We start from the raw sequence: 14,134 nt of genomic DNA on the forward strand, positions 1-14,134 counted from the left end.
GGTATTCATCGCTATGATAATTCAATTTATACCGGTACAGTCCGAACATATGAAGTTAATCCTTCATTGGAGAACCAGTGAAGAAGTCACGCGCTATATGTTCACTGATATCGAGAATGACTTGGATAAGCAATACCAGTGGTGGTCGCGCGTATCTAGTAAGCCAACTGAACGGTATTGGCTCGTACAATTAAAAAAAGAACCGATTGGGCTAGTATCGCTAAATCAAATTGACGAAATGAACCGCCGTTGTTCGTGGGCTTATTATATTGGAGAGCAAAAACATCGAATAGTGGGCGGCATGATCCCTCCTTATATTTATTCCTATGTTTTTGATTTCTTGAAATTAAATAAAGTTGTAGCAGAAGTGATGGAGGGAAATGAGGCTGCCCGCCGGATGCATCAAGCATATGGATGCCGGGAGGCCGGCCTATTAAAGGAGCATATTTTTAAATATGGTTCTTTTCATGATGTATACCAATATGAAATGCTTCGTAGCGGTTGGGAGACACTTAAGAAGAAATGCAAGCGATTTGATTTGAAGGCATTTATGGATATTGCCTAGAAATTTAGGAGGAATGTTAGATGGAACTAGAATTACAAAAGATTTTTGCAAAAGCATTAGATATTCCGGTTGAAAAAGTAGTCGACGAGCTTGAGTATAATTCAATACCAGAATGGGATTCCATTGCCCATATGTCTCTCGTGGCGGAAATGGAGCAACATTATGACATTATGCTTGATACTGAGGATGTTATAGATATGAGCAGCTATGCGGAAGCTAAGAGAATATTAAATAAATATGGCGTCGTGCTCAAATGAAGCTTCTGCAAAATAAAGTCGTTATGATTACGGGGTCTTCTAGAGGAATTGGAAGACAGACTGCGCTAACATGTGCGGAGCATGGTGCATCACTCGTAATCCATGGCCGGGACGAACAAGCATTAGAGAAACTATCGCATGAAATATCAAATCTTTACGATACAACCATATTGTGCGTATCCTACGATGTTCGTGATATTCAAGCCATTAAAAAGGCATTCATGAATGTACAGAAACAGTTCGGAAAGTTGGATGCATTTGTAAACAATACCGGAATACTCCATAGTCGATTGCTTGGAATGATAGATGCCGCCGGCCTAGATGAAACGATGGCTGTTAATTTAACTTCGGCTATTATGCATATGCAATATGCTAGCAAGCTCATGATCCGCCAGCAATCAGGTTATATCGTCAATGTAAGCTCAATTATGGGCGTATACGGAGATGAAGGGCATGCTGCTTATGCAGCCAGCAAAGCGGGCCTTATAGGAGCGACGAAGGCAGCCGCCAAAGAACTTGCTCGATACCGAATTTGTGTAAATGCCGTTGCACCCGGGTTTATTGACACAGATTTAGTAAGCGGTCTTACTGAAAAGCAAAGAGAAGAGCGTTTAGCGAGCATCAAAATGGGAAGAAGCGGGCATCCGCAAGACGTTGCGAATGTGATTGTCTTTCTGTGCTCGGAATTATCGTCTTATGTTACAGGACAGGTAATTGGCGTTGATGGAGGCATGGTCATTTAACCTTGAAAACGGGAGGGAGCGGCATGAATGTGCATTTTTGGGAACTTCAGCATCATGAGGAGCATCCCGTTTTGTTCATACAAAATGAAGAAAAGTGCATAACATATGGTCAATTACGCGAAAAAACGAACTCATTTTATACTAACTGTTTGATCCATTTTCCCCAAAAAACATTGGGATTTATTTTTTGTAATAATCAAATCGAGACAGTTGTCGGATATTTAGCCACACTTCAGTCCCGTCATTCTGTTGCCCTATTGCCGGTTGATATACCAAAATATTCAATAGATAATCTTATAGAGGAGTACAAACCCGAATGGATTTTCGGCCCTGCAATGCTGGTCAATGAGATAGTAGAAAAATACTCCGAGGTTATACATCTGGAGGGTAATTACGCATTTGCTGTTCGTCGTAAAAAAGAAGAAAGCAAATCGATACATGCCGAATTGGCAGTGCTCTTATCCACGTCGGGAACGACAGGAAGTCCTAAGTTTGTTCGCTTATCCTATCAAAATATTCAGGATAATGCGAGATCCATAGTAGAATATCTGGGGCTTAATGAGCAAGAAAGGGCTATTACAACGTTACCTCTGCACTATTCCTATGGTTTATCTGTGCTAAACAGCCATTTGTTGGCCGGCGCATCTGTACTTCTGACATCAAACAGTGTTATGGAAAAACCATTTTGGAGCTTTTTTTCTGAGCATAATGCAACTTCAATTGCAGGTGTTCCTTATACTTACCAAATGCTTCATCGATTACGATTTGAACGAATGGATCTTCCTTCTTTGCGCACATTAACGCAAGCCGGGGGACGATTAGATATACAATTGCAGCAATATTTTTACGACATTAGCAAGAAAACAAGCCGCTCATTATTTATTATGTACGGACAGACGGAAGCAACCGCAAGGATGAGTTATGTGCCACCTGAAAGTCTGACCCGAAAGCTCGGTTCCATTGGAATTCCGATACCAAGAGGGGCATTTTTATTGAGTGAAGATGGGGAGCTAATTTATAAAGGTCGTAATGTTATGATGGGATATGCAACTAAACGTTCCGACCTGTCGCGAGAAGATGACATGCATGGAATTCTTCATACTGGAGACATCGGATATAAGGATGATGAGGGTTTTTATTTTATTAATGGTCGCAAGAAAAGGTTTATTAAGCTATTTGGCTTGAGAATTAATTTAGATGATGTTGAACGTATGATTGAACGATACTGTCGCTATTCATGCTATTGTGTCGGTAACGACCTCAAGTTATATATCGTTGTAGATAAAGCGAATATTACCGCTCAAATTCAAGAAATATTGAAAACAGAGCTGAAGTTGCATTCGAGTGCTTATTCGGTGGTGTACATGCCTGTAATACCAAGATTAGGCAACGGTAAGGTTGATTATAAGGCCTTGATAGAAAGTGTGGTATAAATGGTGGAATGGATCAAAGAAAATCCTTACGGACTAGATGCGCGGAACAAAAGTTCATTCCTTCTTCAGCAACTTACCGAATTGACACGCCTGCATTATGAAAAGTGTCAAGGGTACCGGCAAATCATTAATGCTATGGGGATAGACAACTTTACTTTTTCTGACATGGAAAGCATGCCTTTCATCCCAGTCCGTCTCTTCAAAATGCTGGATTTGGTCAGTGTGAATTCAGAAGAAATAATCAAGACGTTGACGTCAAGTGGAACGACTTCACAGGTTGTTTCACGGATTTTTTTGAATAAGGAGACTTCCATTCTTCAGACGAAAGCACTCGTTAACATTGTGACATCATTTATTGGAACTCAAAGGCTTCCGATGATTTTAGTTGACGCACAGCATATCGTTTCAGACCGTAAAAAATTTAGTGCTCGCGGAGCTGGTTTGATGGGGCTTGTCAATTTCGGACGTGACCATTTTTATTTGCTGGATGAGAATATGGAAGTAAGGTGGGCAGAACTTGATCAATTTATGTCTCGTCATCATAATCAACCTATTCTCATTTTTGGATTTACATTTATGATTTGGAAATACTTCTATCAAGCCATAAAGGAACGGAATTACCGTATCCATATTCCCCGCAGTATACTGATTCATAGCGGCGGATGGAAGAAGATGCTGGATGAGGCAGTAACACCGCAGCACTTTAATCAAAGTATCAAAGATGAATTCAGCATCGAGCGAATCATAAATTTTTACGGCATGGTGGAGCAAGTGGGCTCTATCTATATGGAGTGCGAGGCAGGGTATCTACATGCGCCAACATTTGCTGATATTATGATTCGTCACCCCTTAACTTATGAGCCTCAAGCATATGGGCAACAAGGGTTGATTCAAACCGTTAGTGTTCTGCCTCGCAGCTATCCGGGACACAACCTGCTTACTGAAGATTTGGGAACCATATATGGTGAAGATAATTGTCCTTGCGGAAGAAAAGGCAAGTATTTTAGGGTTCACGGAAGACTCCCTGCCGCGGAATTGCGAGGATGCAGTGATACGTTCGCATATCGCAAGGAGGTGACAACTCGGTGAAAATATTGTTGCCTGAGTCCATAGATAAAACCTGGAACGAGTACTTGCTGCAAACTGCGTTGGCGGAACCATTACCGATATTTAGTAATGTATGCGTGAGCTTCATATCGGAGGTTTCCCAGTCAATCCTTGCGAATCAGCGTTTTAGGAAGTTTCCAGAATTAATGGCCTTGGCCTTTTGGATGAGAAAAACGCATTTGATGGAATTGAAGCGTGAATTTGAACAAGAAAAAGGAACGCGCGTTCTATTACCTCGAGGCAACGTGGTACATTTTGCGCCATCAAATGTAGATACTATTTTTGTATATTCATGGTTTCTATCCATGCTAATGGGTAATTCCAATGTAGTCCGAATATCTCAGAAGCAAAGTGAGCAATTAACTGTTTTATTGCAAGTATTAAATGAGCTTATGTCAAAATCTCAGTACAAAGAAATCCAGAATCGTACAATGGTTGTTACATACCCGCATGATGAGGCAGTAACGGTAGCTTTATTAAGTCACTGCAATATGCGCGTAATATGGGGCGGTGATGAAGCGGTGCGGAGCATCCGCAAGATTCCTATGCCGTCCAATGCCACTGAACTTGTTTTTGGCGATAAATTCTCGCTGGCTGCGATTCATGCAGAGTCCTATTTACTTGCTGGCAGCAGGGAACAAACAAGATTGGCAGAGCACTTTTATAATGACGCAATATGGTTTGATCAAATGGCCTGTTCCTCGCCAAGAGTGGTTTGTTGGGTCGGCGATGGTCAACAGATTAAAGAAGCCAAAGAAATCTTTTGGTCCCAATTCGACAGAATGATAAGCAAGAAGCAGATGGAAATTGCCCCGGCTAACATCATGAATAAATGGGTTACTGGGTTAACCCTGTCGGCAGAAGGGAAAGTAGAGCGTTTTTATATACAAAGCCAAAACCAAATACATCGGGTGCAACTATCGGAGCCTTATCATTTATCCCGCGAGGAACATTGTGGAGGAGGGTTATTCCTAGAGGCTGATTTTCGTGATCTTGCTCAGTTGAAAACACTTCTTACACCTAAAGATCAGACGTTATCCGTCTACGGTTTTGAACATCAAGAGCTGCATCGATTTGCTTCGTCGCTGGCAGGTGCAGGAATCGATAGAATCGTGCCGGTGGGCAAGGCCCTGCAATTTAATACGGTGTGGGATGGATATCGTTTGTTTAATTTTTTTTCTAGAGAAGTTACTATTTTGGAGGGATTAATATGACACTCAATACTTTGCTTAATGAAAAAACAGAATATTTATCACCTACCCAAAGAATTAAAAACGCTAAAAAAATCGTTGTTTTTGGTGCGGGGGGATGCGGGGAAAGAGCGATTGGTTGGATTCGCTCACAAGGGCTGACAGCCTACTTGGTTGCCGATAATGACATAAAAAAACAAGGGCAGACATTAGACGGTATTGTAATTATCTCTCCACAGGAATTAAAAGAAATTTATGATGAAAATATGTTAATTTGTATTGCAAGCACTTGGGCGAGCGAAATATCAAAACAGTTGCTTGAGATGGGATGTAATAATTATATAGATTTAAGCAACTGGATAATGGGATTGGATAAGCATTTCGAACAAAATCTCATAATTGAAAACATAAACTACTGGAATGAAGTTCATCAGCTATTAGCAGATGATGAGTCAAAAAAAGTATTCGAAGGAATCATAAAATATCGATTGACTTTTAATCCAGTATATATTAATGAATCAATTTATCCACAATACATGCATCCTATAGTACAACCGGAAGAAGGGGATATCATCATTGATGCTGGAGCATGGCAAGGTGATACAGTATCTTCATTTGCAAAAAGTGTAAATAAAAACTGTTTAATATATGCCTTAGAACCGGAAACATCGAATTATGAAATACTTTTAACTACAATCCGGAAAAATAGTTTAGATAACATTGTAAAGCCTTTAAAATATGGTGTGAGTGATAGCAGTAAACGTGTCTATTTTAACATTGATAAACAAAACTCTGGCTCGTATGAAGTTGTTGAGTATGACACAGGGTTGCATATTGACGTAATATCAATAGATAATCTTGTTCATGAAATGAATTTTATTCCAAACTTAATTAAGATGGATATCGAAGGTAGTGAATATGACGCTCTGTGTGGAGCTGAAAATACGATTAAAGAGCATAAACCTAAGCTCCAAATTTGTGTCTATCATAAGTGGGATGATATTTGGAAACTGCTCAAAAAAATTGTTGATATCAATGCTGAGTATAAATTCTATTTGGGTCATCATACTGGGAATATAACAGAAACTGTATTATATGCTGTCTAAGGGTGTGGTGAAAATGGAGGTTAGTGCAGTTATACCCGTTTTTAACGGTGAAGCTTATATTGTTGACGCAATCGATTCCTTGTTACATCAAACTTCAAAATTAAAAGAAATTATTGTTATCGATGACCACAGTACTGATAAGACAAGTACTGTGGTCCAAAATATGATTAGTAATTCCTTGATCCCCATTAAATATATACGAAACTCAGTCAACAGGGGGGTTTCCTTTTCTCGAAATTTGGGAATACGTGAAGCGATTGGCGATTGGATAATGTTTCTGGATGCTGATGATAAGGTTGACATACATTTGTTGGAATATCAACGATTTTATTATAGAAAAATGAAAGAGGCTCAACCAGATTCAAATTGGATTCTTGTTCATAATGCATTCTGGCAGGTAGACGAGTCAGGAAAACGAATCGGTGTGCCATTTGAGTTTCGACAAGTTGAAGAAAGCGAGATTCTAGGATATCAGTTTCTTCGGAATTATGTATACTTGTCGGGAACTCTTGCTAATAAAGAAGCAATGTTGAATGTAGGTGCTTTTAATCCTGAATTGAAATTGCAAGAAGATTGGGATTTATGGCTCAAGTTAGCTCAGCTTGGAGGATTTGTGTATGTTCCAGAGCCATTAGTGTATATTAGAAGACATGAATGTAATACTTCAAATCATGTTGAATCATTAACTTCAAGTGAAAAAAACATATTAAAGCAGTATTCCCTGGATTTAATTAAATCTTCTATTATGAGCCGAAAATTAGAACCCGAACAAAACTTGGCAGACTTTGTAGGTTTGCTGATGCGCTTAGAAAAGTGGCAAGAGGCATCACAGGAAATTCACCTCTTGTTGAAAAAAGGAAGTAAATTGCCAACCGTCCATTTTCTTCATGGCTTATTGCTTTTAGAGAATGAAGATTTAACAGGTGCGGAGCAAGCTTTTAAAACGGTGCTCAAATACAATCCTGACCATGGAGCAACATTGAATAACCTAGGGGTATTATATTTGTGTAGAGGCGATATGATAGAAGCAGAAAAATACTTCTCCGCCGCTATTCATCTGTTCCCAGGTTATTTAGATGCAACTCATAATTTGAATGTTGCGCTTCAAAGCAGTACGGTTGATATTGGAAACCTCCGTATTACTAAACGTGAGTTGCGAAAAAATTTACTTCGCTATAAGAGCTAAAGTGGGAGGCTTAAAATGCACTCATCCGAATTCAATATTGGAAAACGCAAGGTTGGTCGAACTCATCGTCCCTTTATTATAGCAGAAATGTCGGGCAATCATAATCAGTCCTTAGAGCGAGCGCTTCAGATTGTCGATGCGGCTGCGGAAGCTGGAGTAGACGCTCTGAAGCTTCAAACGTATACAGCAGATACAATGACGCTGGACATACATGAAAAAGAATTTTTTATTGATGACCCTAATAATCTATGGCAAGGAAATTCTCTTTATCAATTATATCAGCAAGCATATACGCCTTGGGAATGGCACAAGCCAATTTTCGATCGCTGCCAAGAGAAAGGACTGCTGGCGTTCAGCACTCCATTCGATGAAACGGCTGTTGATTTTTTAGAATCTTTACACGTTCCAGCTTATAAAATCGCATCTTTTGAAAATACGGATTTACCGTTGATCCGTAAAGTTGCGTCGACAGGAAAACCTATGATTATTTCAACAGGAATGGCCACTTTATCGGAAATTGACGATATGGTTAGGACTGCACGTGAAGCTGGATGCGAACATCTCGTTCTACTTAAATGCACGAGCACTTATCCGGCAAATCCCGAAAATTCGAACTTGCGCACTTTGCCAAACATGAGATCCACTTTTGGCTGTGAAGTTGGCCTGTCTGATCACACAATGGGTGTTGGGGTTGCTGTAGCGAGTATTGCGTTTGGGGCTACCGTTATAGAAAAACACTTTACACTTTCACGCGCGGACGGGGGAGTAGACTCGGCTTTTTCACTAGAGCCTCATGAAATGAAATCGCTAGTCATCGAATCGGAGCGGGCCTGGCAAGCACTGGGGAAGGTTTCTTACGGACCCAAAGACAGTGAAATCGGTTCCGTTAAACACCGCCGCTCGTTATATATTTCAGAGGACATTAAAGCAGGGGAAGTCCTTACGAAGAAAAACGTGCGTTCAATTCGGCCGGGATTGGGACTCTCTCCAAAGTATTATGAACAAGTGCTAGGAAGAACTGTCCGAGTAGATGTTCCAAAAGGAACTCCCGTATCATGGGAATTGCTATGATGCACATTGTTTTCCGCGCGGATGCATCCGTGTCATTAGGGACAGGTCACGTCATGCGGTGTTTAGTCTTGGCCGATATGTTAAGCCATCAAAACATCAGACTGCATTTTATAAGTCGAAGCATGCCGAATCCATTACGAGAACTGCTTAAAAGTAAGAATATCTCCCTATATTTGACTGGAGACGAAATTGAATTTGACTGGCAGAGCGATGCCGAGTTATTTATAAACTACGTAGGTAATATTCCTGAAAAGCCTATTCTGATTGTTGATCACTACTGCTTGGATTCAAAGTGGGAGAAGGCAGTTAGGCCTTATGTGAATAAAATTATCATTATTGACGATTTAGCAAACAGAATGCATGACTGTGACTATTTATTGGATCAAAATTATTATCGGAATGCACAAAACAGGTACTCGGAGCTAGTCCCGAATCATGCCAAGCTATGGTTGGGACCAGCATATTCCTTATTAAGAGAGCAGTTTAGAGAAGAGTCTCAATATGCTAGTATCCGGAATAGTATCCAACGAGTTCTTGTTACATATGGCGGTTCAGATCCTACTGGAGAAACCGAAAAAGTGCTTCTTGCCGCACAAAATGGTTGCTTTGCTCATGTTAAGTTTGATATTGTTGTCGGCGGCTCCTACTCGGAGCCCGATAAGATACGAATAATTTGTGAAAAAATGCATAATGTAAATTATCATTTTAATGTTACTAATATGGCAAAACTAATGGTTCAAGCAGATGTTGCGCTCGGTGCGGGAGGAAGTACGCAATGGGAAAGGTGCCGATTAGGGTTGCCAACCATTTTAACGGTTGTCGCAGATAACCAAAGGGAATGCGCGGAGGAACTCCATAAGGCAGGCGTGGTAAAAAACTTAGGCTGGCATGAAAATGTAACTCCCGACAAAATTAAGCTGGCATTTTTGGACTTAATGAAGAGCTCGGAGTTATTGAGAAGTATGAGTAAATCGAGTTTTAATATTGCGTGTACCAATCAACCTGACAATGTTCATCCGTTGGTCAAAGAGATTCAAAAACTCTGCTCATCGAAAAAAGGGTGGAAACATCACTTTAACAAACGGGGGGAACTGTGACATACCAGTGACATTATCTCAGAGTAGGTTCATGGTTACAGTCTCACTGTTCATCAACTACCCAACATAATTTCGTTGACAACGCTTCCAGCCAGTGATATAGTCGGAATTGTGAAGGACAAATCTTCACGGCATTTGAAGATGAAGGGAATGTTATCGACATGCAAGGTAAAGTAAAATGGTTTAACGCTGAGAAAGGCTATGGCTTTATCGAGACTGCAGAAGGCAACGACGTATTCGTTCACTTCTCCGCTATCCAAGCGGAAGGCTTCAAGACTCTGGAAGAAGGTCAAGAAGTTGAGTTCGATATTGTGGAAGGCGCTCGCGGTCCACAAGCAGCTAACGTAATCAAACTGTAATTATACCGACGTGAGTCGAATTATATATGATTCCGATTAGCTAGACACAACCCCGGCAGGTGATGCCGGGGTTTTTGTGTTTGTAAAAAATCCCCCAACCGGGAATACTCCAAATACAGTATACCGCGGAAGGAGGCTGGACATGAGCGGGAAGGATGAAACCTTGGATTACTCCGCGCTGGATGACGAATCGTTAGCCGCGGCCTTGGAGAAGAATGTGCAAAAGGTAAAAGAAACGCTGGGCGACAGCACGGATCTCGTCGTAAGAGAGATGTGGGTAGGAGGAATGCCTGATCTGAAGGCGGCTATTTTGTACATCGATGGGTTGGCCGATACGACGATGGTGCAAGATTTTATCGTGAGGGCGGTTACGAGCAATGAGATGATTTCGGAGGCGCAGGAGCACTCCTCAGAGGCGGATTGGCTCACCATATTCAAGGAATATGCCGTGTCGGTATCCCATCTTGAGGATGTGGCCGATTTCCGCAAGCTGTTCAACTGCCTGATGAGCGGGGAAACGATTATTTTGCTTGATCAATGCGACCGCGGACTTGCCGCGGATACGGCAGGCTGGGAGGATCGCGGGGTACAAACTCCCGAAGATCAGACGGTGGTGAGAGGTCCGCGGGATGCGTTCACCGAAAACTTGAGGACGAACACGGCGCTCGTTCGCCGGAAAATCAAAAACCCGAAGCTGTGGCTTCAGACCAAAACGATCGGGACGCTGTCGCAGACGAGCGTAGCCGTCATGTACATTAAGGGAACGGCAGACGAGCAGGTGGTGGAAGAAGTTCATCGAAGATTGGACAAGCTGGAGCTGGCCGGCATATTGGAAAGCGGCATGATCGAAGAGCTTATTGAAGACCGGACATATACCCCTTTTCCGACGATGTACAATACGGAAAGGCCCGACGTGGTAGCATCCGGGCTGATGGAAGGACGCGTAGCGATATTGGTCGACGGAACGCCTTTCGTTTTGTTGGTGCCTGCCCTGTTCATTCAATACTTCCAGGCTGCCGAAGATTACTATCAGCGCTCCGATTTCGGGTTGATTCGAATGCTGAGAATGTTGGCCTTCTTTATTGCTCTTCTGGGCCCGTCTCTATATATCGCCGTTACGACATTCCATCAAGAGATGCTTCCTACACCGCTCATGATCAGTATTGCTGCCGGGCGGGAAGGCATTCCCTTCCCCGCTTTCGTGGAAGCCTTGATTATGGAAACGATTTTCGAGATTTTGCGGGAGGCAGGCGTTCGGATGCCTCGGGCGATCGGGCAGGCCGTATCCATTGTCGGCGCGCTTGTGATTGGCCAGGCGGCGGTGGAGGCGGGGCTGGTATCGCCAGGGATGGTCATTGTCGTCGCGATAACCGCGATCTCGAACTTCTCCATTCCTGCTTACAGCATGGGAATTGCGGTCAGAATCTTGAGGTATCCGCTGATGGGATTAGCGGCGATGGCGGGGTTGTATGGCATTTTTATCGGGATCGGGATGATTATGGTCCACTTGTGCAGCCTGAGATCGTTCGGCGTGCCGTACATGACACCGTTCTCCCCGTTCAATCTGCGGGAGCAGCAGGACAGCCTCTTCAGACTGCCGAAAGTCAGCCTCGCCCAACGCATACACCCAATCAATACGAAAAAGAAGCGCGATGGGGGCAGATAACTGTGATACATTCGGCATATATATGGCGCACTGTGGCGATATGGCTGATGGTGACGCTGCCCTTGACCGGGTGCTGGGACAGGAGAGAAGTCAACGATATGGTCATCGCCGTAGCGATGGGGGTGGACCGGGCGGAAGAGGGATATACCGTCAGCGCTCAGGTCGTCGATCCTGCCGAAATCGCTTCGAAGAAGGGGAGCGGGCGTGCTCCGGTTACAGTCTATAAAGAGCGGGGAAAGACGGTGTTCGAGGCCGTCAGGAGGATGACGACAATGTCGGCGCGGAAAATATACTTTTCCCATCTGCGGATGTTCCTGATCGGCGAAGAAGCGGCCAGACAGGGGATCGGCCATGCGATCGAATTCATTTCCCGGGATCATGAATTTCGAACCGACTTTTACATCGCCATCGCCAGGGAGAGCAGGGCTGAGGAGATTTTGAATGACTACCCGGCTATCGAAAAAATTCCTGCCGATAAAATGTTCTCCTCGCTGGAGATGTCAAGCAAATCGTGGGCGGCGACCGGGACGGTCAAGCTGGATGAACTGATATCCGATTTGATGACCGCAGGGAAAACGCCGGTTATTACCGGTATTCGGTACCTTGGCGATATCGAAGAAGGGAAGACGAGAAAAAACGTACAGGCAACGGAATCGCCGGCCCAATTAAAGTATGACGGAATGGCAGTCATTCGAAAAGATAAGCTCGTAGGTTGGCTAGATGAAGAGGAGAGCAAAGGCTATAACTACATAAAGGGAAGCGTGAGGAGCACCGTGGGCGTGATCCCTTGTCCGGGCGAAGAAGGCAATCTTGCGCTAGAAAATATTCGGACCAGCAGCCGGGTTCATGTGAATCGCGGCAGCCGTACGCCGAAAATCAATATCCATGTCAAGGTGATCGCCAATATCGGAGAAACGCAGTGCAAGGGGAATCTTGCTGATCCGGCTGTATTTCGGGATGTGGAAAAGATTGGAGAAGAAAGGTTGGCATTCATTTTAGAGAAGACGCTGAAGAAAGCGCACGACGTGAAGACTGACTTTATCGGCCTGGGGGCTGCCCTGCATCGTTCCGCTCCCGGAGCATGGGCACGACTGAAGTCGCATTGGCCAGAACGTATGGATTCCGTTCCCGTACATTTTCATGTCGATGTGAAGCTAAGACTTTCCGGAAAAACGAAAGGGACATTTCTGGAAAAAGTGAAAGAGTGAGCTGATTGTACGAAATGGGGGCTGAATTAGCGGTGAATCCTGTGAAAATCAATCTGCGTCAATTCAAAATACTGGTCATTCTCTTCACGGTCGGGACGACGATTCTGATTACGCCGGCCGGATTAGCCGCGGAAATCGGACAAGACGCCTGGATGGCTCCCATCGCGGCTATGGCACCAGGGTTGTTGCTTGTCCTGCTCTACAACGGGATTCACCGTGCCGCTCCCGGAATGACGATCGTTGAAATCAGCGAGTCGCTGTTCGGCACATGGATTGGCAAAGGATTGGCGCTGCTGTTTGTCTTGTTTTCGTTCTTTGCAGCCGCATTGGTGCTATTCGATGTCGGCCAGTTCATTATTACGGTGCTAATGCCGGAAACGCCGCTTCCGTTTGTCAATGCGTTGTTTGCTCTTCTTCTCCTGTATGCGATTGGGAGCGGCTTCGATACATTGGCCAGAATGACGGAATTGCTGTTCCCATGGTTTGCGCTTCTGTTTCTATTTATGGTGGCGCTGATGCTTCCGCAAATCGATGTTCGGAATGTCCAGCCGTTCCTGGAAGCAGGGCCGAAGGAGCTGGCCCATTCGGTGCTGGTGGTATTGAGCCTGTCGTATATGCCTCTCGCCGTCTTCCTGATGATTCAGCCCGTCGAACTGACAAATGCCAGGAAAGCCCCCCGAGCCTTCGCTGGGGCTGTTCTGATTGGTGGAATTCTATCTAGTGTTGTCACGGCATTAACCATCCTTGTGCTTGGGGCGAACGTCACTTCACTGCAAGAATATCCGGTCTATTCTTTAGCACAGAGAATAAGCATTGGCAAATTTCTGGAACGGGTTGAAGCGATTGCGGCGGGGCTGTGGTTAATAACGACGTTTATGAAAATGTCCCTCTACTTCTATGCATCGGTATCAGGGCTTGTTCGACTTGCCCGCCTTCCGAGCCATCGAGGGATATTACTGCCCATGGTCGCGCTGTTGGTCGTAATCTCGGTAAAGGTTTTTCCGAATTCGGCTGCAGAGTATCAATTCACCGCCACAATCTGGATTATCATCGTATTTACGGCGGGAGTGGCTATTCCCCTTCTATTATTCATAGGGCTGATGATCAAGCGCCGGACGCATGAGGGAGGACAGTAACCCCACATTG

Annotated in this window: 14 protein-coding genes; all 14 read left to right on the plus strand. The window is 43.9% G+C overall.

Annotated elements, in window-relative coordinates; all coding sequences use genetic code 11:
* Positions 1 to 13: 13 nt before the first annotated feature.
* Positions 14 to 565: a UDP-4-amino-4,6-dideoxy-N-acetyl-beta-L-altrosamine N-acetyltransferase gene (pseH, locus tag OCY70_RS30495; protein ID WP_213428170.1), complete on the plus strand. Its 552-nt coding sequence runs from the start codon at positions 14 to 16 to the stop codon at positions 563 to 565.
* Between the two features lie 20 nt (positions 566 to 585).
* On the plus strand, positions 586 to 822 hold the full coding sequence (locus OCY70_RS30500; protein WP_213428171.1) for an acyl carrier protein: 237 nt from the start codon (positions 586 to 588) through the stop codon (positions 820 to 822).
* Entirely contained in the window at positions 819 to 1,565 is a 747-nt protein-coding gene (locus OCY70_RS30505; protein ID WP_213428172.1) for an SDR family NAD(P)-dependent oxidoreductase, read from the plus strand. Before OCY70_RS30500 ends, OCY70_RS30505 begins: the two co-directional genes overlap by 4 nt.
* Positions 1,566 to 1,588: 23 nt before the next feature.
* Positions 1,589 to 2,998: an AMP-binding protein gene (locus OCY70_RS30510; protein ID WP_213428173.1), complete on the plus strand. Its 1,410-nt coding sequence runs from the start codon at positions 1,589 to 1,591 to the stop codon at positions 2,996 to 2,998.
* Positions 2,999 to 4,087, plus strand: coding sequence for a LuxE/PaaK family acyltransferase (locus tag OCY70_RS30515; protein WP_213428174.1), 1,089 nt, complete (start codon positions 2,999 to 3,001; stop codon positions 4,085 to 4,087).
* Positions 4,084 to 5,319 (plus strand): acyl-CoA reductase, encoded by a 1,236-nt coding sequence (locus tag OCY70_RS30520; protein WP_213428175.1) that lies wholly within the window; start codon positions 4,084 to 4,086, stop codon positions 5,317 to 5,319. The genes OCY70_RS30515 and OCY70_RS30520 overlap by 4 nt, the downstream gene beginning before the upstream one ends.
* A complete protein-coding gene (locus OCY70_RS30525; protein ID WP_213428176.1) occupies positions 5,316 to 6,401 on the plus strand; it encodes an FkbM family methyltransferase in 1,086 nt (361 codons plus the stop codon). The genes OCY70_RS30520 and OCY70_RS30525 overlap by 4 nt, the downstream gene beginning before the upstream one ends.
* A gap of 13 nt (positions 6,402 to 6,414) precedes the next feature.
* Positions 6,415 to 7,587 carry a glycosyltransferase family 2 protein gene (locus OCY70_RS30530; RefSeq protein ID WP_213428177.1) on the plus strand — a complete coding sequence of 391 codons (1,173 nt, stop codon included), beginning with the start codon at positions 6,415 to 6,417 and terminating at the stop codon, positions 7,585 to 7,587.
* Positions 7,588 to 7,602: 15 nt separating this feature from the next.
* Complete coding sequence (gene pseI, locus OCY70_RS30535) at positions 7,603 to 8,658, plus strand: pseudaminic acid synthase (RefSeq protein WP_213428178.1); 1,056 nt, start codon at positions 7,603 to 7,605, stop codon at positions 8,656 to 8,658.
* Complete coding sequence (gene pseG / locus OCY70_RS30540) at positions 8,643 to 9,755, plus strand: UDP-2,4-diacetamido-2,4,6-trideoxy-beta-L-altropyranose hydrolase (protein WP_213428179.1); 1,113 nt, start codon at positions 8,643 to 8,645, stop codon at positions 9,753 to 9,755. The genes pseI and pseG overlap by 16 nt, the downstream gene beginning before the upstream one ends.
* Positions 9,756 to 9,916: 161 nt before the next feature.
* On the plus strand, positions 9,917 to 10,114 hold the full coding sequence (locus OCY70_RS30545) for a cold shock domain-containing protein (protein ID WP_168179101.1): 198 nt from the start codon (positions 9,917 to 9,919) through the stop codon (positions 10,112 to 10,114).
* A gap of 142 nt (positions 10,115 to 10,256) precedes the next feature.
* Complete coding sequence (locus OCY70_RS30550; RefSeq protein WP_213428180.1) at positions 10,257 to 11,780, plus strand: spore germination protein; 1,524 nt, start codon at positions 10,257 to 10,259, stop codon at positions 11,778 to 11,780.
* A gap of 2 nt (positions 11,781 to 11,782) precedes the next feature.
* Positions 11,783 to 12,988 carry a Ger(x)C family spore germination protein gene (locus tag OCY70_RS30555; RefSeq protein ID WP_261945307.1) on the plus strand — a complete coding sequence of 402 codons (1,206 nt, stop codon included), beginning with the start codon at positions 11,783 to 11,785 and terminating at the stop codon, positions 12,986 to 12,988.
* A gap of 32 nt (positions 12,989 to 13,020) precedes the next feature.
* Positions 13,021 to 14,124, plus strand: coding sequence for a GerAB/ArcD/ProY family transporter (locus tag OCY70_RS30560; protein ID WP_249725066.1), 1,104 nt, complete (start codon positions 13,021 to 13,023; stop codon positions 14,122 to 14,124).
* Positions 14,125 to 14,134: the final 10 nt, after the last annotated feature.

The sequence above is a fragment of the Paenibacillus melissococcoides genome (assembly GCA_944800085.1).
GTDB classification, from domain to species: domain Bacteria; phylum Bacillota; class Bacilli; order Paenibacillales; family Paenibacillaceae; genus Paenibacillus_B; species Paenibacillus_B melissococcoides.